Source organism: Rhodopseudomonas sp. P2A-2r (assembly GCF_026015985.1).
In the GTDB taxonomy this organism is placed as follows: domain Bacteria; phylum Pseudomonadota; class Alphaproteobacteria; order Rhizobiales; family Xanthobacteraceae; genus Tardiphaga.
In genome coordinates this window covers 2,507,229-2,525,756 of the sequence record NZ_CP110389.1, presented here as the reverse complement: position 1 = coordinate 2,525,756, position 18,528 = coordinate 2,507,229, and the positions used below count along the sequence as shown (strand labels likewise).

General features: G+C 64.0%; 12 protein-coding genes and 3 pseudogenes. 5 read left to right on the top strand and 10 right to left on the bottom strand.

Annotated elements, in window-relative coordinates:
• Positions 1 to 58: 58 nt before the first annotated feature.
• Both ONR75_RS11845 and ONR75_RS32775 read right to left on the bottom strand, forming a co-directional pair.
• The gene (locus ONR75_RS11845; RefSeq protein ID WP_413776511.1) at positions 59 to 790 is read right to left on the bottom strand and encodes an ABC transporter permease; all 732 of its coding nucleotides are present in this window, start codon (positions 788 to 790) and stop codon (positions 59 to 61) included.
• A gap of 238 nt (positions 791 to 1,028) precedes the next feature.
• Positions 1,029 to 1,732, bottom strand: a pseudogene (locus ONR75_RS32775) (TetR family transcriptional regulator).
• A gap of 126 nt (positions 1,733 to 1,858) precedes the next feature.
• On the opposite strand from ONR75_RS32775, the gene ONR75_RS11830 reads away from it, so the two are divergent.
• The 3 genes and pseudogenes from ONR75_RS11830 (at position 1,859) to ONR75_RS11820 (ending at position 3,369) form a co-directional block, all read left to right on the top strand.
• Complete coding sequence (locus ONR75_RS11830; RefSeq protein WP_413776510.1) at positions 1,859 to 2,662, top strand: sulfite exporter TauE/SafE family protein; 804 nt, start codon at positions 1,859 to 1,861, stop codon at positions 2,660 to 2,662.
• A 72-nt stretch (positions 2,663 to 2,734) separates the two neighbouring features.
• Positions 2,735 to 3,010: a type II toxin-antitoxin system RelE/ParE family toxin gene (locus ONR75_RS11825; protein WP_265082754.1), complete on the top strand. Its 276-nt coding sequence runs from the start codon at positions 2,735 to 2,737 to the stop codon at positions 3,008 to 3,010.
• 48 nt (positions 3,011 to 3,058) lie between these two features.
• A pseudogene (locus ONR75_RS11820) lies at positions 3,059 to 3,369 on the top strand (HigA family addiction module antitoxin).
• A gap of 17 nt (positions 3,370 to 3,386) precedes the next feature.
• On the opposite strand, the gene ONR75_RS11815 reads toward ONR75_RS11820, so the two are convergent.
• Both ONR75_RS11815 and ONR75_RS11810 read right to left on the bottom strand, forming a co-directional pair.
• Positions 3,387 to 4,235 (bottom strand): VOC family protein, encoded by an 849-nt coding sequence (locus ONR75_RS11815; RefSeq protein WP_265082753.1) that lies wholly within the window; start codon positions 4,233 to 4,235, stop codon positions 3,387 to 3,389.
• Between the two features lie 13 nt (positions 4,236 to 4,248).
• Complete coding sequence (locus ONR75_RS11810; RefSeq protein WP_265082752.1) at positions 4,249 to 5,508, bottom strand: Glu/Leu/Phe/Val family dehydrogenase; 1,260 nt, start codon at positions 5,506 to 5,508, stop codon at positions 4,249 to 4,251.
• Positions 5,509 to 5,724: 216 nt separating this feature from the next.
• On the opposite strand from ONR75_RS11810, the gene ONR75_RS11805 reads away from it, so the two are divergent.
• A complete protein-coding gene (locus ONR75_RS11805; RefSeq protein WP_265082751.1) occupies positions 5,725 to 6,618 on the top strand; it encodes a sugar kinase in 894 nt (297 codons plus the stop codon).
• Here ONR75_RS11805 and ONR75_RS11800 read toward each other — a convergent pair.
• Together ONR75_RS11800 and ONR75_RS11795 are read right to left on the bottom strand one after the other, a co-directional pair.
• On the bottom strand, positions 6,590 to 8,488 hold the full coding sequence (locus tag ONR75_RS11800; protein ID WP_265082750.1) for an IlvD/Edd family dehydratase: 1,899 nt from the start codon (positions 8,486 to 8,488) through the stop codon (positions 6,590 to 6,592). The two genes, ONR75_RS11805 and ONR75_RS11800, sit on opposite strands and share 29 nt — an antisense overlap.
• A gap of 174 nt (positions 8,489 to 8,662) precedes the next feature.
• Positions 8,663 to 9,484, bottom strand: coding sequence for an NAD-dependent epimerase/dehydratase family protein (locus tag ONR75_RS11795; protein WP_265082749.1), 822 nt, complete (start codon positions 9,482 to 9,484; stop codon positions 8,663 to 8,665).
• 291 nt (positions 9,485 to 9,775) lie between these two features.
• Here ONR75_RS11795 and ONR75_RS11790 point away from each other — a divergent pair, with 291 nt between their 5' ends.
• On the top strand, positions 9,776 to 10,744 hold the full coding sequence (locus ONR75_RS11790; protein WP_265082748.1) for an SMP-30/gluconolactonase/LRE family protein: 969 nt from the start codon (positions 9,776 to 9,778) through the stop codon (positions 10,742 to 10,744).
• A gap of 4 nt (positions 10,745 to 10,748) precedes the next feature.
• On the opposite strand, the gene ONR75_RS11785 is transcribed toward ONR75_RS11790, so the two are convergent.
• The 4 genes and pseudogenes from ONR75_RS11785 to ONR75_RS11770 all read right to left on the bottom strand — a co-directional run bounded on the left by ONR75_RS11785 (position 10,749) and on the right by ONR75_RS11770 (position 18,436).
• Positions 10,749 to 12,011, bottom strand: coding sequence for a GGDEF domain-containing protein (locus ONR75_RS11785; RefSeq protein ID WP_265082747.1), 1,263 nt, complete (start codon positions 12,009 to 12,011; stop codon positions 10,749 to 10,751).
• A gap of 246 nt (positions 12,012 to 12,257) precedes the next feature.
• Entirely contained in the window at positions 12,258 to 13,688 is a 1,431-nt protein-coding gene (locus ONR75_RS11780) for an aldehyde dehydrogenase family protein (protein WP_265082746.1), read from the bottom strand.
• Between the two features lie 294 nt (positions 13,689 to 13,982).
• Entirely contained in the window at positions 13,983 to 15,776 is a 1,794-nt protein-coding gene (locus ONR75_RS11775; protein ID WP_265082745.1) for a putative bifunctional diguanylate cyclase/phosphodiesterase, read from the bottom strand.
• 265 nt (positions 15,777 to 16,041) lie between these two features.
• Positions 16,042 to 18,436, bottom strand: a pseudogene (locus ONR75_RS11770) (transketolase).
• Between the last annotated feature and the right edge of the window lie 92 nt (positions 18,437 to 18,528).

Sequence of the window (18,528 nt, the reverse complement as noted above, 5' to 3'; positions counted from 1 at the left end):
CTCTGAAAGTGATGCGGCCCTTGATTGGGCCGCTTGTTTGGCATTTTGCACCACTGAACTATGCGGCGATGAAAACCTCGGCACGCTGGCTGACGTGCCAGGGAATCGCGAAGCGTTCGATGCGGTCGACGATCCAGAACAGCACCACGCCGAGCAGCGCGAGAATCACCAGCGCGGCAAACATGGTCGGCAGATCGAAGGTGCCGATCGAACGTTGCAGCACGTAACCGATGCCGGAATTGGAGCCGACGAATTCGCCGACCACGGCGCCGACCACCGCGAGCGTGACCGACACTTTGAGGCCGGAGAAGATCGCCGGCAGCGCGTGCGGCAGGTTGACGGCGCAGAATACGCTGATGCGGCTGCCCTTCATGGCGCGCGCCAGATCGACCATGTCCGGGTCGACCGACTTGAAGCCCTGCACCGCAGAGACCACCACCGGGAAGAATCCGAGCAGGAAGGCCGAGATGATTTTCGGCACGATGCCGAAGCCGAACCACACCACGAACAGCGGCGCGATCGCGACCTTGGGAATCGACTGTGAGAACACCAGCAGCGGATAGACGTAGCTCTCCACCGTCCTGGAACCGGCTATCAGCATGGCCACGGGGATGCCGAACAGCGCAGACAGCAGAAAGCCGACGATGGTCGCATAGGTGGTCGGCCAAGTCTGGCTGAGCAGCTCAGGCCAGTCCGTCCACAGCACCTTGACGACATCGCCGGGTGCCGGAACTTGATAGGCCGGAATGTGGAACAGGCGGATCGCCAGATCCCAGGCCACGACAATCATGATCAGCAGAAAAAACGGGCGCAGCCACGCGGCATTCAGCAGTTGCGCTGCGGCCCCTGGGCCCTTGGTCTGGCTCACACGTCTCTCCCTGCGCCGCGTGGAGGGCGCTCGTATTTAACTCGTTGGGTAAATACTACCCGCGGCAAGGCGAATGTCAATCGCGGACACTCGCTGTCATTCCGGGGCTGCATTCGGACGGCACAGCCGTCGAATGCAGACCCGGACTAACGATTGGGCTTCAGGCGGGTTGGCGGGCCGGGGCGCGGGTGGCCGGTTTCGGCAGCAGGAATTCGGCCACCGATTTTCCGGTCAGCGCCGCCAGGATCAGCGCCACCATGTGGGCCAGCCGCTCGTCTTTCGCCTGCTTGGCCAGCAGGTCGCGGCCGAAGATCACGCTCAGCGTGGCGCTGTTGGACAGGTAGAAGAAGCTCAGCGCGGCGATCGAGATGTAGAGCTGCACCGGATCCATGGCGACCTTGAAGTCGCCGCTTGCGACGCCACGCAGGACCACCGTGCGGATCATCTCCACGAACGGCGAATGCATCGACTTGACCTTGTCGGAGCGCTTCAGGTGCCGGGCGCGCTCGAGGTTTTCGGTATTGAGCAGCGCCAGAAATTCCGGATTTCGCAGAAAATAGTTCCAGGTAAAGCTGATCAGCCGTTCGATCGCGTCGGGGGATCGAGATGTTCGAGATCGAGGCTGCGCTCCTCGACACGAATCTGCTCATAGGCGCCTTCCAGCACGGCGAGGTACAAATCCTCCTTGTTGCCGACGTGATAATACAGCATGCGCTTGTTGGCGCCGGCATCGGCCGCGATGCGATCGACCCGCGCGCCGGCGAGGCCGTGGGCGGCGAACTCCTTCTTCGCGGCTTCGAGAATGCGGATCCGCATACCCTCCGGATCGCGCTGCCACTTCCCTGCTGTTTTTGCCTTGGCCAATTCACTCTACCCGTCGCGCGTGCCGCGATCATGCAGGGGATGTAGCATGCGATGGGGACTTTGAGAACGAAGGATGTTCTGGCCTGTATGCGCAAACGCGAGTCGCCTTTTGCCGCCCGGCTGCGTATGACTGCGCCTCCCCGACCGGAGCCGCCCGTGCCCGCCATTATCGCCGACCCCTTCTTTTATGCCCTCGCGATACCCGCCGTGATCATCCTCGGTCTCTCCAAGGGCGGCTTCGCCGGGATCGGTACCGCCGCCACGCCGATGCTGGCGCTGTACCTGCCGCCGCTCGAGGCGGCGGCGCTGACCCTGCCCCTGCTGATCACCCAGGACCTGATCTCGCTCTATGTCTACCGCCGCCATTGGGATGCCTCGAACCTGAAGGTGATGCTGCCGGGTGCCGTGGTCGGCATGGGGCTGGGCTGGCTGATCGCCTCCAGCGTCTCCGACAACGCCGTGCGCATCGCGGTCGGCGCCATCGGCCTCATCTTCGTGTTCGACGTCTGGCTGAAGCGCGCGTCGATCGAACCGCGGCGGATGGGCACGGCCGGCGGCCTGTTCTGGGGCGGCGTGACCGGCTTCACGTCCTTCATGACCCAGGCCGGCGGACCGCCGTTCCAGGTCTACGTGCTGCCGCAGCGGCTGCCGAAGCTGGTGCTGGTCGGCACCACCACGATCTTCTTCGCCGTGGTCAACGCGCTGAAGATCGTGCCCTATTTCCTGCTCGGGCAGTTCACCCCGGTCAACCTGGCGACCTCGGTCGCACTGCTGCCGATCGCCATCGCCGGAAATTTTGCCGGCATCTGGCTGGTCAAGCACCTGCCCACCGGCCTGTTCTACCGCATCGCCTACGTGCTGCTGTTTCTGATCTCGCTGGTGCTAACGTGGCAGGGCGTATCGGAGCTGCTGCGGAGCTGGAGTCTGTAAGCCATTTGTTGACATAGCGTCGTCAATCTGCTTACATGTGAGCCTTGGCGGTGACGTCCGTCGGAGACGCGAATGATCCGATCTTTTGTTCACAACGGGTTGCTGGAGCTTTGGAACAGGAAGACGTCTGCAAAGATCGACAAGAAGATGCATGAGCGCATCCTTCGTCGCCTCGACGTCCTGGACATGGCGATGACGCCCGGCGAACTTGCCATGCCGGGCTTTAATTTCCACGCCCTTCGAGGCAAGCCGCAGCGCTATTCGGTGCACGTCAATGGACCATGGTGCATCACCTTCGAATTCGAGGGAGGTGACGCTCTTCGTGTCGATTTCGAGCAATATCATTGACCGATGAGCGACCAGGACTCTCTATCGCCCAGGCAAGGGAAAACGAGAATGACCGAACATATCGCCAAGCGCTATCCCGACCGCTGCCCCAGCCATCCCGGCGCCATTTTGCGCGAAGACGTCATCCCTGCTGTCAAGTGCTCGAAGTCGGAAGTCGCGCGGTTGCTCGGCATTTCCCGGCAACACCTGCACGACATCCTGACCGAAAAAAGCCGTTGTCGCCGGAGGTCGCGGTTCGGGTCGGCAAGCTATTTGGCGGCGGCGCCGGCATCTGGGTCCGGATGCAAGGCGCCTATGATACCTGGCACGCCGAGAGGAACGTGGACGTCAGCAAGATCAAGCCTCTGGTCGCAGCCTAGCACGACCTCGCCCTGCGCTACCCGTCCGCCTTCGCCGTGCGCTCCACCAGCAGCGTGTGGACGCCGCAGGCGCCATCGCGGACGCTGAGGACGCGGGTGCCGGGCTTGCGGCCCTGGCGCACTTCGGAGACGTCGATGCCGGCCGCCACCAGCCGCGCCCGCGCGGCGTCGATATCGTTGACGCGCCAGCTCAGGCCCCACAGCTTGTCATGGCTCTCGTCGGCGCCGGCCACCGGCCGCTTGACGACCTCGACGACCAGGTCGCCGCAGCGGAAGAACATCAGATGCCCCCAGTCCGGCCGCGAGCGATCCAGCGCCATGTCGAGGCCGAGCCGCGCGCCATACAGCGCCGCGGCGCGTTCCGGATCCTCGGTGGAGATCACGATGTGATCGAGCGCCGCGATCGGCGCCGGCGCGAGCGGCTTCGACAGCGGGCGTTCCTTCGCCAGTTCGAGAAAGAACATGCGCACGCCCCGCGTGGCATCGGTCGCCGCGCGCGTGCGTTTCCACGACAGCGTGCCGCCGGAGATCGTATCGCGACTCTCGACCTCGGCGATCCCGTCGGGTTTCAGCGCCACCCGCTCCAGCCGGCGATGCATCCTGGCGATATCGCCGACGCGGAAGCACAGGCTGGCGAGGCCCTCGCCCCAGATCTTCAGTACGGTGCGGACCCGCCCCGCATTGGCGCCGTCGCCCTCCGGGGCCATCAGCTCCAGCGTCATGTTGTCGAGGGTGAACAGCACCGTCTCGGTGCCGTCGCTCCGGGCGCGCCACGACGGCGCCCGCCCGAGCAGCAATTGATAGGCGGCAGCACCTGCATTGATATCGTTGAGCAGAATGACGACGTGGTCGAGCCCGGTGATCATCTTTTGTATCCCATCATGGAAACAGGCCGCGCGTGTTCTTGGCAGCACGGACCTTCTCGACGCCGATCGCCATCGCGGCGGTGCGGTGCGAGACCTTGTCGACCTTGGCGCGCATCAGCATCTGGTCGAAGGCGCGGTCGAGGATCTGGTATTCGCGCCGCATCACTTCCTCCTCCTCCCAGAACAGTTGCTGCAGATCCTGCACCCATTCGAAATAGCTGACCACCACACCGCCGGAATTGCACAGGATGTCGGGGATCAGGAACACCTCGTCCTGACGTTGCTCCAGCACCAGGTCGGCATCCGGCGTGGTCGGGCCGTTGGCGCCTTCCGCCAGCACCCGGCATCGCAGCTTCTGCGCCATCGGCCCGTCGATCGCCCGCTCCATCGCGGCGGGCACCAGCACGTCGCAGGCCAGCGTGAAGATCTCCGCGGGGTCGTATTGCATCTCGCTGGAAAAGCCCTTGATGCTGCCATGCTGGTTGGTGTGGCGCATCAGCGCCGGAATATCGAGCCCGGCCGCGCAGTGCAGTGCGCCGGTATGGTCGCTGACCGCAATGACCTTGAGGCCGAAGCGATGCAGTTCCAGCGCGGCGTAGGAGCCGACATTGCCAAAGCCCTGAACCACCGCGGTGGCGCCATTGAGATCGATGGCCAGTTCCTTGAGCACCCGCTTGGCAAGATGGGCGACGCCGCGGCCGGTGGCCTCGCGCCGGCCCAGCGTGCCGCCGGAGGCCACCGGCTTCCCGGTCACGATCTCGGTCACGGTGCGGCCCTGATACATGGAATACGTATCCATAAACCACGCCATCACCTGTTCATTGGTGCCCATGTCCGGCGCCATCACGTCGGTGTGCGGACCGACGAAGGGAATCATCTCCATCATGTAGCGGCGCGACAGCGCCTCCAGTTCGCGCCTGGAAATTGCCGTGGGATCGACCGCGATGCCGCCCTTGGCGCCGCCATAGGGCAGCCCGACCAGCGCGCACTTCCAGCTCATCCAGATCGCCAGTGCCGCGACCTCGCCGAGGTCGACGCTGGGTGCAAAGCGGGTGCCGCCCTTGGTCGGTCCCAGCGTCAGGTGATGCTGGACGCGATAGCCCTCATAGACCGCGATGGTGCCGTCGTCGCGATGGATCGGACAGGACACCGTGATGGCGCGCTTCGGCATCAGGATGCGGTCGCGCTCGTCGGCGGGGATCGCCAGATGGTCGGCAATGACGCCGAACTGGTTGACCGCCATATCGAACACCGGGCCGGAATAGACCGTCATCGTTGCCTCCCATGGTGCCGGCGGCACGGCCATGGGCCGGTGCCCACGCATCGTCGCAGCCCAAGTTGGTAGGCCCGCATTGCCGCGATCTCAAGCAATTACCGCAATTCAATGCGATTAATTTCCGCGAATACAAAGCGATAAGCGGTGCTAATGTATGCGCCACGCCACAAAGCCGCCGCACCGCACCACCCACCAGCAACGACGGACACCTTCATGCAGGCCCTCTTTATCGGACAGACCTATATCGACGTGACCTTCATCACCGATCACATGCCGACCGGTGACGAGAAGCATGTCGCCTCCGACTATGCGGTGTCGTTCGGCGGCAATGCGGTGACGGCGGCGTTCTGCTGCGCCAAGCTCGGCATCGTTCCCGACCTGATCGCGACCGTCGCCAACGACTGGCTCGGACGCATGTTCATGGACATGGCGGCGAAATACGCGATCGAGATTCATCCACGAAAGGTGGCGAGTTCGTCGCTGTCGTTCATCATGCCCAAGGACGGCAAGCGCGCCATCGTGCGCTGCCGCGACGACGAGCACATCCATCCGTTCCCGCTGCTCAACCTCGGCAAGTGCCGCGCGCTGCATGTGGACGGCCACCAGCCGGACGCCGCGATCCACTACGCAAAGCTCTGCCGCGAGGCCGGCATCCTGACCTCGCTGGACGGCGGCGGCCTGCGCACCAACACCCACGAGCTGCTGGAATTCATCGACGTCGCCATCGTCGCCGAGCGGCTGTGCGAGCAGATGGACCTCACGCCGGAGAAAATGCTCGATTATCTCAAGACCCGCGGCTGCCGTGTCGGCGGCATCACCCAGGGCGAACGCGGCCTGCTCTGGTACGACGAGACCGGCGCGGTCCATACGCTGCCGGCGCTGGCGATCCCGCGCGCGCGCGTGCTTGATACCAACGGCGCCGGCGACGTGTTTCACGGCGCCTATGTGTATTCCTATCTTAGCAATCCCGCCCAAAGCTGGCACGACCACTTCGCCTTCGCGCGCGCCGCCTCCACCTTCAAGATCCAGCGCCTCGGCAACGAAGCCGGCCTGCCGACGCTGCCGGACATCGCAGCTGTCAGGCAGGAGTTCGAAGCGGCGGTGTAAGCGCTGCTTCCCTGCCCCAAACACCGTTGTCATCGCCCGGCCGGCGCGAAATTGCGCGCCAGGACCGGGTGACCCAGTAAACGTTGTCGTCTGTGATGAAGCCGCGCAGCCTGCGTTTACTGGGTCCCCGCATGCGCGGGGACGACAAGTGAGTATGGGTTAGCTCTCTCTTCCCCTTCGCCGTCATGAAGTCGAAATCGCAGCCGTCGTCGGCCTGCAGGATCGTCTGGTGAAACAGATGCGCGTAGCCGCGCTTGGCCCAGTCGGGCGTGGTGGCTGCTGGCAGCGCCGCCGCGCGCTTGGCAAACTCCGCCTCGTCGATCAACAGGTCGATGCTGCGCGCGGCGACGTCGAGGCGGATCATGTCGCCATTTTGAACCAGCGCCAGCGGCCCGCCCACCGCGCTTTCCGGCGTGATGTGCAGCACGATGGTGCCGAACGCGGTGCCGCTCATGCGCGCATCGGAAATCCGCACCATGTCCTTCACCCCGGCACGCGCCAGCTTCATCGGAATCGGCAGATAGCCGGCCTCCGGCATGCCCGGTGCGCCCTTCGGCCCGGCATTGCGCAGCACCAGCACGTCGTCGGCGGTGACATCGAGATCCGCGCTGTCGCAGCGCAGCGTCATGTCTTCCACCGACTCGAACACCACGGCGCGCCCGGTGTGCTGCAACAGTTTTGGCGACGCCGCCGAATGCTTGATCACGGCACCGCGCGGCGCGAGATTGCCGTGCAGCACCGCCATGGCGCCTTCCGGCTTGATCGGATTGCTGCGCGAGCGGATCACCTCCTGCCCCGGCACGTCCTCGGCATTGGCGACGATGTCGCGCAACGTCGCGCCGGAGATGGTCTTCGCATCGAGGTCGATGAGGTCGCCGAGCTGCGCCATCAGCTTCGGCACGCCGCCGGCGTGATGAAAGTGCTCCATGTAGTGATCGCCGGATGGCTTGAGGTCGATCAGCACCGGCACCTCGCGGCTGAGTTCATCGAAGGCCGCCAGATCGATGCGATGCACCGAGCGATTGGCCATCGCGGTGAGATGGATCAGCCCGTTGGTCGAGCCGCCGATAGCCTGCAGCACCACCTGCGCATTGCGGAACGAGGCCGGGGTCAGCACTTCGCTGGGCTTCGGTCCCTTGGCCTTCGCCATCTCGGCGGCAACCTTGCCGCTGGCTTCCGCCGAGCGAAAACGTTCGGCATGCGGCGCGGGTATGGTCGCACTCATGGGCAGCGACAGGCCCATCGCTTCGGTGATGCAGGCCATGGTCGAAGCCGTGCCCATCACCATGCAGGTGCCGACCGACGGCGCCAGCCGCGCGTTCACCGCGTCGATCTCCTGCTGGTCGATTTCACCGGCGCGGAACTTGCCCCACATGCGCCGGCAGTCGGTGCAGGCGCCGAGCACCTCGCCCTTGTGATGGCCGACCACCATCGGTCCCACCGGAATCACCACCGTCGGCAGGTCGGCAGAGATCGCCGCCATGATCTGCGCCGGCAGCGTCTTGTCGCAGCCGCCGACCACGATCACCGCATCCATCGGCTGCGCCTTGATCATCTCCTCGGTGTCCATGGCCATCAGGTTGCGCAGATACATGGATGTCGGATGCGCAAAGCTCTCGCCGATGGAAATGGTCGGGAACACCATCGGCAGCGCGCCGGCCAGCATCACGCCGCGCTTGGCGGCCTCGATGATCTGGGGCGCATTGCCGTGGCAGGGATTGTAGTCGCTGTGGGTGTTGGTGATGCCCACGATGGGACGATCCAGCGCATCGTCGGAATAACCCATCGCCTTGATGAAGGCCTTTCGCAGGAACAGCGAGAAGCCGGCATCGCCGTAGCTGGTCAGTCCCTTGCGCAATCCGTCAGCCATGTCGCGTTCCCACTCTTCGTGTTTTGAACGTTTCTTATGAAGCCGCCAGAAGGGATGTCAATGCACCGGCTGTAGGGTGGGCAAAGCTTCGGCGCGCGCAGCGCGTCGAGGCGTGCACACCATTCCGCGGGGTGGTGGGCACGGCGCAACGGCGCCTTTGCCCACCCTACTTTTCTACTTTTCGGGCTTCCAGACGCGAGCGGCATCGCCATCGAATTCGATGCTGCAGAATGCGCCGCCCTGGTAGAAATCGCCGACCGGATCGGGCTTCAACTTGGCCTGTTCGGCCAGCGCATGGTCGACGAAATCTTCCGACCGTCCCGTCGGGCGATAGCCCAGCGCATAGGCGCGGGAATTGTCCCACCAGGCGCGCTCGTTGTAGGACGCCCCGTACAGCACCTCGAAATGGATGTCGGGATGTTCGAGGCCGATCCGGCACAGCTGCACCAGATCGTCCGGCGTGAGGAATATCGACAGCCGGCGCTGGTCGAGCGGCCTGTCGCCGAAGTTTCCGATGCGGATGCAGGTGACGCCGAGGCCATGCTTGTCGGCATACATCGCGCCGAGCGCCTCGCCAAAGGCCTTGCTGACGCCGTAGCGGCTGTCCGGACGCACCGTGACGTCGGTGCCGATCTTGCTGTGGCGCGGATAGAACCCGACCGCATGGTTCGACGACGCGAAGACGATGCGCTTGACGCCCTGCTTCCTGGCGGCCTCGAACAGATTGTAGGTTCCGATGATGTTGGCCTGCAGGATGGTGTCCCACGGCCCCTCCACGGAAAAACCGCCGAAATGCAGGATGCCGTCGACACCCTCGCAGATCGCCTCCACCGCGGCATAGTCGGCGAGATCGGCCTGCTTGAATGTTTCGGAAGGCTTGAGGTCCGGCGGCGCCACGAGATCGCTCAGCACGAGATCCGGGTAGATCGACGGCAACAGACTTCGCAGCCGTGTGCCGACGCCGCCCGATGCGCCGGTCATCAATATTCTTGGCATTCCGATCCCTCGTTCTTGCGAATTTGCGGCGAGTATGGCGTGGCAGCGTGGATGGGGCAAGGCAGCGAAAGTTCAAGATGGAGCGTTGCGCCACTCACGCCTCTGTCGTCGCCCGGCCAGGCGCGCATTTGCGCGCCTGGCCGGGCGACCCAGTATACTCCGGCCTGTGTGTGCTGGGTCACCCGCTTTCGCGGGTGACGACAGGCGGAGGGCTCGGCGACGTGCGCTTGCTGCATTCACAGACGAATGATAGCAACGATGCCCGAGGAAATTACAACAACAGGACCACAAATGTCCGATGCATCGGCGACGCGCCCCGGCTGGCAGCCGGCGACCTATTATCCCGACCCCGCCATCCAGGCGCTTGACCCGCGCTTCGAGAAATACTGGATCAAGCTGGCGGCGGTCGAGCGCATCGCCACCGGGCTGCGCTGGGCCGAAGGGCCGGTGTGGTTCGGCGACGGCCGCTATCTGCTGTGCTCGGACATTCCCAACAACCGCATTATCAAATGGGAAGAAGCGACCGGCGCGGTCAGCGACTTCCGCCGTCCGTCGAATTTCGGCAACGGCCAGACAAGGGATCGCCAGGGCCGGCTGGTCACCTGCGAGCATGGCGGCCGCCGCGTCGTCCGCACCGAATATGACGGCAGCATCACCGTGCTGATGGACAGCTTCGAGGGCAAGCAGCTGAACTCGCCCAACGACGTGGTGGTGAAATCCGACGGCTCAATCTGGTTCACCGATCCGACCTTCGGCCTGTTCGGCAATTACGAGGGCTACAAGGCCGAGTCCGAGATCGATGCCAACGTCTACCGCATCGACGGCGGGACCGGCCAGGCGACCATCGTTGCCGCCGGCGTGCTCGGCCCCAACGGCCTGTGCTTCTCCCCGGACGAGACCATCCTCTACATCGTGGAATCGCGCGGCGTGCCGAACCGCAAGATCCTGGCCTATGACGTCGCGGCCGACGGCATGACCCTGAGCAACAAACGCGTGCTGATCGACGCCGGACCGGGCACGCCCGACGGCATGCGCTGCGACATCGACGGCAATCTGTGGTGCGGCTGGGGCATGGGCAGCGCCGAACTCGACGGCGTGATGATCTTCGCACCCGACGGCACGCCGATCGGCCGCATCGCGCTGCCGGAGCGCTGCGCCAACCTGTGCTTCGGCGGGTTGAAGCGCAACCGGCTGTTCATGGCGTCGAGCCAGTCGATCTACGCGCTGTATGTGAACACGCAGGGCGCGTTGGGCGGCTGATCGATCAGGCCGGCAGCTGAATCGACTGTCGCTCCACAGCGCCGTCCATCACGCAGTTGCGGCCGCGCTGCTTCGCCAGATACAGGGCACTGTCGGCGGCCTCGACCAGGTCCTGCGGTTGAATAGTCGCGCCCGCCGCCGCGACACCGACGCCGATGCTGACCGTCAACGGCGCGCCGATGTCCGGCAGCGGTCTGAAGTCTATCGAATCGACGGCCTGTCGCACCTGCTCGGCGAGCAGCAGCGCGTCTTCCCTTGTGGTTTCGGGCAAGATGAGCGCAAATTCCTCGCCGCCGTAGCGGGCCGTGAAATCGTCAGGGCGCCCGACACGCCGGATCGTCGCCGCCACCTGTTTGAGGCACTCGTCGCCGGCCAGGTGGCCGTAAGTGTCATTGAAGCGCTTGAAATGATCGACGTCGATCAGCAGCAGAGCCAGCGGCGCCGCGCATGCCGGTTGATCGCGCACGCAGAGACCGAGCTTTTCGTCGAAATCGCGCCGGTTGCCGACACCGGTCAAACCGTCGGTGAGCGCGAACGTCTGCAGCCGCGCATTGACCACGGCAAGATCTGCGTTGTAGCGCGTCACCTCGCTCAGCAGGGCGCGCCGATCGTGATCGGCCTTGAGCATCTTCGTCCGCAAAGCGACCAGCTCGAAAATAAAACCGATCTGGTACCAGAGATAAAGGAGGACGAGCGGGATCGCGACGGCGATCCCGAAGACCGTGGCGGCGACCCCGACCATGCCCAGCACGATGCTGATATGAACGATCACCGTGCCCGGCATGGCGTAGGCGCGGGCGCTGGCGCCCTGAACGGGCGCGCTGATCAACGCGAAGACGGCAAAGACGGCGGGATGGCCGGTGGTGAAGATCAGGATTGAAAGGCTCGAGCCCCAGCCCACGGCAGCGATGAAGCTCGATGCGACGAACAGGCGAACCCAGTGCGAGACCAGCGCGTCCGGTCCGCGCCTCAAGATGCGGCGATTGAAAATAAACCGAAGGCTGAAGGTTGCTGAAGCGATAGCAACAGCTGCCATGGAGGCCAACGAACCGTCGGCATACCAGTTATACCAGGCGATGATCGCGATGGCAGCGGCCGTCAATCCATGCGCGAAAGGGCTGAACAGCCCCTCCAGCATTTCCCACGCCTGCTCCCTCGTCGCGTAGTCCGATCCGATCAGACCCGGCGTCGATGACATGACGTGGCGCATCGCGGCAAAGCGGCCGCGCAGTTTCGCCCATTTCCGTCTTCCGGCCGTCCAAATCATATCCGAGCTCAATCGACAAACATCTCGTCTGGAACATGCGCTGCGATGTTCTAACGGAGTCGTATATGCGGCGATGCCGAGTCCGACATTCTAAACGAGGTGTTAACGGCGTCGGCGATTGTGACACGCGGTCGTCGCTGCGCGGCCACACTACAGCGAAGCCGGCAGACGCTTGCGCACAAAAAAACGCCGGAACGGGATAACTCCCGTCCCGGCGCTGCAACTCATGCAACCTGGATGTGTCGCTTACGCCGCGTTGAAGCCGGCGATGGCCTTGACTTCGAGATATTCCTCGAGACCGTACTTGCCCCATTCGCGGCCGTTGCCGGACTGCTTGTAGCCGCCGAACGGCGCGGTGCGGTCGTTGGGCACGCCCTGCAGGTTGACGTTGCCGGCCCGCAGCTGGCGCCCGACCTTCCGTGCCGCCTCGACCGTCGGGCCGGACACGTAGCCAGCCAGACCGTAAGGCGTATCGTTACCGATGCGGACGGCTTCGGCCTCGTCCTTGGCGCCGATGATCACCAGCACCGGCCCGAAGATTTCCTCGCGCGCGATGGTCATGTTCTCGGTGACGTCGGCAAAGATCGTCGGACGGACGTAGAAGCCCTTGTTGACGCCTTCCGGCAGGCCGGGGCCGCCGGCGACCAGGGTGGCGCCTTCCTCGATGCCCTTCTGGATCAGGCCCTGGATCTTGTCCCACTGGCCGCGATTGACCACGGGACCGATCACGGTGCCCTCGGCGCGGGGATCGCCGGCCTTGGTCTTGTCGGCCTGCGCCTTGGCGATCTCGGCGACTTCCTTCATCTTCGCCGCCGGCACGATCATCCGCGAGGGCGCGTTGCACGACTGTCCGGAATTGTTGAACATGTGCGCGACGCCGCCGGTCACCGCCTTCTGCAGGTCGGCGCCGTCGAGGATGATGTTCGGCGACTTGCCGCCGAGCTCCTGGCTGACGCGCTTGACCGTGGGTGCAGCACGCTTGGCGACATCGATGCCGGCGCGGGTCGAGCCGGTGAACGAGATCATGTCGATGTCCGGATGCTCGCTCATGGCCGCGCCCACTTCAGGGCCCATGCCGTTGACGAGGTTGAACACTCCCTTGGGCACGCCGGCCTCATGCAGGATCTCGGCAAAAATCAAGGCCGAGGTCGGGGTGAATTCCGACGGCTTCAGGATCATGCAGCAGCCGGCGGCGATCGCAGGCGCCACCTTGCAGGCGATCTGGTTGAGCGGCCAGTTCCACGGGGTGATCATGCCGACCACGCCGATCGGTTCGCGGACCACCATGGCGGAGCAGAGCGGCTCCTCGAAATGATAATTCTTCAGCACCTCGAGCGTCGACATGATGTGGCCGAGGCCGGCGCCGGCCTGCAGCTTCTCGGCCATCGGCAGCGGCGCGCCCATTTCGTCCGAGACGGCGGCACCGATGTCCTTCATGCGGGTCTTGTACACCGCAACGATCTTCTCCAGCAGCGCGACGCGCTCCTCGCGCGAGGTCTGAGAGAACGTCTCGAAGGCACGGCGGGCAGCGGCGACAGCCTTGTCGACGTCGGCCTTGGAGCCCAGCGCAACGTCGTACATCGCTTCTTCGGTCGCCGGGTTGACGACGGGCGTCGACTTCTTGACGACGGGATCGACCCAGGCGCCATCGATGTAGAATTGCATGCGGTTGACCATAGCGTAACCTCTTCTTGGACTTTGAACTTTGTTATTCAGGAGATCGTCAGGAAACGCGCGGAGCGTCCGGCAAGCATCTTCGCACGGGCATCCCCGGAAATGAACCCGCCATCTGCGGGGCACCGCGTCGCAGCGGCCGCCGCATATAAAGTCAGAGCGGTGATCGGAGCAAGGCTATGGCGCTCATTGGGGGATGTTGTGATCGCAGGGCTGCGAAAGTGCCGCCCCTCCCCTGCAGAAAGAGGCGGAACGGCGCCTGCATCTCGCAGTGCAACAAAACGCGCGCGGGCCTTGTCAGGCCACAGCGCCGACCCGCGCCACGGCGGCGACGTCGTTCATCACGTCGCGGTAGTGCGCGACAGGCTGCGGCCGCCCGATCAGGTAGCCCTGAACTTCGTCACAGCCGTGACGTGTGAGGAAGGCAAGCTGGCTTTGGGTCTCCACGCCTTCGGCGATAACCGGAAGCCGCAGCGCACGGCTGAGACCCAGGATGGCCTCGACGATCGACGCGGAGTCCACATTGGAATCGAGCTTTGCGATGAAGGTCTGATCGATCTTGATCTTGTCGAACGGGAACGCCTGCAGATAGGACAGCGAGGAATAGCCGGCGCCAAAATCATCCATGGCGATGCGCACGCCGAGATCCTTGATCCGGCGCAGGATCGCAATCGCCGAATCGAAATCGTCGATCAGCACGCCCTCGGTGATCTCGACCTCAAGCCGGGCCGGTGCCAGGCCGGTTTCGAGCAGCACCGACCGGATCAGTTCGGGCACGTCGAGATGGCGGAAATCGAGCGGTGAAAAATTGACGGCGATGGCCAGCGGATTCGGCCACGCGACCGCCTCGGCGCAGGCGGTGCGCAGCACCCATTCGTCGATCGCGCCGATCAGTCCCGTCTCTTCGGCGAGCGGAATGAAAATTCCAGGCGAGACCATGCCCCGGACGGGATGGTGCCAGCGCAGCAGCGTCTCGAAGCCGACGGCTTGGCCCTGCGCCGTCGCCTGCGGCTGATAGTAGATCTCGAACTCGCCGTTCTTGAGCGCAACCGCAAGGTCGCGTTGCAAAGCGCGCTTCTCCCGGATCTGCCGGTCCATCGCCGACTCGAACCGGCGAACGGTGCCGCGTGTTTCCGCCTTCGCGCGGTACAGCGCGATGTCGGCATGCGCAATCAGGGTTTCGCTGTCTTCGCCATCGTCAGGATAGACGCTGACGCCAGCCGTCGAGCCGACACGGATATCCTGGCCGTCGATATGGAATTCGCTGTCGCAAATCACAGCGAGCCGACTGAAGATGTCCTCCATCGCGGAGGCGGCCTGATCCGGCGGCGTCACGATCGAGAACTCGTCGCCGCCCGGCCGTGCCAGAAACCCCGGTTCGCAGCTCTCGCCGAGGCGTCTCGCCATCTCGGCCAGCACCGCGTCTCCCGCGGACTGCCCGAACACGTCGTTGATTTCCTTGAAACGGTCGATGCCGAGGCGGATCACGGCAAAGCGTGCATTATTGTCCTTTGCCGTCTTCAGGTTTTCCGCAATCCGGTGATGGAGCGCGGCCCGGTTGGGCAATCCAGTCACCAGGTCATGCAGCGCGACATAGGCGAAGCGCGCTTCCGCCTGTTTGCGGTCAGTCACATCCTCATGCGTGGCCATCCAGCCGCCGTTGGGCATCGGCCTCTGCAAGATCTTGACGTGACGGCCATCGAGCAATTCGATGGTGAGGCTCGATGCTTCACCGCTCGCGATCGAGTCGCGCAGTTCGACAAGATCCCTGAGTTCGCGCGCTTCGCTGCCGACCGCACGGCCGACGTCCACAAGCTCTTCGAATGAGCGGCCGGAGAGCACCTGGCCCGGCGGGATCATGTAGATCTGCAGCAGGCTCTCATTCCACAGTTGCAGCCGGCCATCCGGGCCAAACATGCAGAACCCCTGCTCGCTGTTGCTGATGGCCGCATGCAGCTGCATCTCGCGCTCGCGAAAGCTGCGGCGATATCGCGCGACCAGAAGGATCGCCGCAATGGCCACCGCGACTGCGGGCAACAGCAGGACAAACAACCAAGAATTGTAGAAATTGAAGTCCAGTAATCCGAGCATGGCAATCCCGAAGGTAATATCGCGAGACACTACCAGTCAGCCTTTGCGCAATGCTTAAACAAACGATGACGACGGCCGCATCTTGGAGATCATCCAAATACGCATAAACTTCGGTAAACTTGGCGGCGCACTTGCTCGTCCTGACTATTTTTCAATCAAACAACGGCTTTTCGTGACGCACATTGTGGATTTACACGCGAAGCAAATACCTGCTGGACAAAATTGCATCCGATCCGAGCATCGCATGCCCATGCGACCCATGGTCTCACACCGCCATTTTCCGGTGCAGCACCGGTGCGCCGGCGCTGAGGCCTTCGGCGGCGTCGACGATGCCGTTGGCGTCGATACCGTGGTGGCGGTAGAGATCCTGGATGGTGCCGGTCTGGCCGAAATGTTCGACGCCGAGCGCCTCCATGCGATGGCCGCAGACGCCGCCGAGCCAGCCCAATGTCGCCGGATGGCCATCGATCACGCTGACGATGGAGCAGTCGCGCGGCAGCGACGACAACAGTTTTTCAATGTGACTGAGATACGGAGCACCGCGCCGGCCACGCCGCATTTTCCGCGCGGCGGTCCAGCCCGCATGCAGCCGATCCGCTGACGTGATGGCCAGCAGGCCGACATCCCTGCGGCTGTCGCCGAGCAGACCCACGGCCTCGATCGCCTCGGGAGCGACGGCGCCGGTATAGGCCACAACCAGATCGCAATTCGGCCCCGGCTTGCGCAGCCAGTAGGCGCCGTCGGTGATGCCCTGCTGCAATTCCGGCGTCATCATCCGGGCGGGCTGCTCGATCGTGCGCGTCGATAGCCGCAGATACACCGAACCGCCCGAGCGCATGCCGCTCTCCGCGTCCCCCGTCCGTCAATTCGCGCTGCATGTGCTGAAAGCCCCAGCCCGTGATGACAGCGAGTTCGTCGACAAAGGCCGGCTCGAAGGCCGCAAGGCCATCCTGCGAGATGCCGATCAGCGGCGTGGCGATGGATTGATGCGCGCCGCCTTCCGGCGCCAGCGTGACGCCCGACGGCGTGGCTGCCACCATGAAACGCGCATCCTGATAGCAGGCGTAGTTGAGCTGATCGAGCGCGCGACTGATGAAGGGATCGTACAGCGTCGCGATCGGCAGCAGCCGCACGCCGTTGATGGACGACGACAGGCCGAGCGCCGACATCAGGATGAACAGATTGCTCTCGGCGATGCCGAGTTCGATATGCTGGCCCTTGGGCGAGAAGTCCCAATTGAAGGTCGACGGGATTTTCTCGCTGCGGAACAGGTCGGCCTTTTCGGCGCGCGCGAACAGGCCGCGGCGGTTGACCCAGGCGCCGAGATTGGTGGAGACGGTGACATCCGGCGATGCGGTGACAATGCGCGACGCCAACTCGCTGTCGCCGCGCGCCAGTTCGTTGAGCACCAGCCCAAAGCCCTGCTGCGTCGACATCGACGGCGCGGGCTTGAAGGCAAGATGGTCGGGCACGTCGATCACATCGGCCGACAGGCGCCGCCTGCCCTGCTGCACGAACGGCACTTGCTTCAGGAACGCATCGAGCGAAGCGGTATCCTGCGACAGCCCCTCATATTTGTCCCACTCATGGCCGGGCCGAATGCTCTGGTGCGCGCGCCATGTCTCCATCTGCGTCGGCGTCATCAGGCCGGCATGGTTGTCCTTGTGGCCCTGGAACGGCAGGCCGACGCCCTTGATGGTGTAGGCGATGAAGCACACCGGGCGATCGTGGTCGATCGACTCGAAGGCTTCGATCATGCTGGCCATGTCGTGGCCGCCGAGATTGGACATCAGCGCCAGCAGCTCGTCATCGCTGCGCCGCTCGATCAGCGCCGAAACGTCGCCCTGGTCGCCGATCTCGTCGCGCAACCGCTTGCGGAACGCCGCGCCGCCCTGGAAGCACAGCGCCGCATACATCTGGTTCGGACAGGTATCGATCCAGTGCTTCAGCGCCGCGCCGCCGGGCTCGGAGAAAGCGTCCTGCATCAGCCGGCCATATTTCACGATCACCACGTCCCAGCCGAAATTGCGGAACATGGATTCGAATTTTTCCCACAACCCCTCGCGCACCACGGCGTCGAGGCTCTGGCGGTTGTAGTCGACGATCCACCAGGTGTTGCGCAGGCCGTGCTTCCAGCCCTCCAGCAGCGCCTCGAAGATGTTGCCCTCGTCCATCTCGGCATCGCCGACCAGCGAGATCATGCGGCCCTCGGGGCGATCCTTCATCCAGCCATGCGCGCTGACATAGTCCTGCACCAGCGAGGAGAACAACGTCTGCGCCACGCCGAGGCCGACCGAGCCGGTGGAGAAATCGACGTCGTCAATATCCTTGGTGCGCGACGGATAGCTCTGCGCGCCCTTGAAGCCGCGGAAATTCTCCAGCTTTGCACGGGTCTGGTTCCCGAACAGATACTGGATGGCGTGAAACACCGGCGAGGCGTGCGGCTTCACCGCGACGCGGTCTTCCGGCTTCAGCACCGAGAAATACAGCGCCGACATGATCGTCGCCAGCGAGGCCGACGACGCCTGATGGCCGCCGACCTTGAGGCCGTCATGGTTGGGCCGGATGTGGTTGGCGTTGTGGATGGTCCAGGACGACAGCCACAGCACCTTTCGCGCCAGCGCGGTGAGGATTTGCAGACGGTTTTGGTCGATCGGCATGGTGTGCTCCCTGGACCGGATTCGACCGGTTGTGGTGACCGCCAGTTTACCCGCTCCATCAGGCGAAACTTCTCAAATCATCGCGACAAAGG

Coding starts and splice junctions, on each gene's coding strand:
- ONR75_RS11805 (WP_265082751.1), top strand. CDS start 5,725: ATGCAGGCCCTCTTTATCGGACAGACCTATATCGACGTGACCTTCATC.
- ONR75_RS11795 (WP_265082749.1), bottom strand. CDS start 9,484: ATGCCAAGAATATTGATGACCGGCGCATCGGGCGGCGTCGGCACACGG.
- ONR75_RS11815 (WP_265082753.1), bottom strand. CDS start 4,235: ATGATCACCGGGCTCGACCACGTCGTCATTCTGCTCAACGATATCAAT.
- ONR75_RS11845 (WP_413776511.1), bottom strand. CDS start 790: ATGATTGTCGTGGCCTGGGATCTGGCGATCCGCCTGTTCCACATTCCG.
- ONR75_RS11775 (WP_265082745.1), bottom strand. CDS start 15,776: ATGCTCGGATTACTGGACTTCAATTTCTACAATTCTTGGTTGTTTGTC.
- ONR75_RS11830 (WP_413776510.1), top strand. CDS start 1,859: ATGACTGCGCCTCCCCGACCGGAGCCGCCCGTGCCCGCCATTATCGCC.
- ONR75_RS11800 (WP_265082750.1), bottom strand. CDS start 8,488: ATGGCTGACGGATTGCGCAAGGGACTGACCAGCTACGGCGATGCCGGC.
- ONR75_RS11785 (WP_265082747.1), bottom strand. CDS start 12,011: ATGATTTGGACGGCCGGAAGACGGAAATGGGCGAAACTGCGCGGCCGC.
- ONR75_RS11780 (WP_265082746.1), bottom strand. CDS start 13,688: ATGGTCAACCGCATGCAATTCTACATCGATGGCGCCTGGGTCGATCCC.
- ONR75_RS11790 (WP_265082748.1), top strand. CDS start 9,776: ATGTCCGATGCATCGGCGACGCGCCCCGGCTGGCAGCCGGCGACCTAT.
- ONR75_RS11810 (WP_265082752.1), bottom strand. CDS start 5,508: ATGACGGTCTATTCCGGCCCGGTGTTCGATATGGCGGTCAACCAGTTC.
- ONR75_RS11825 (WP_265082754.1), top strand. CDS start 2,735: ATGATCCGATCTTTTGTTCACAACGGGTTGCTGGAGCTTTGGAACAGG.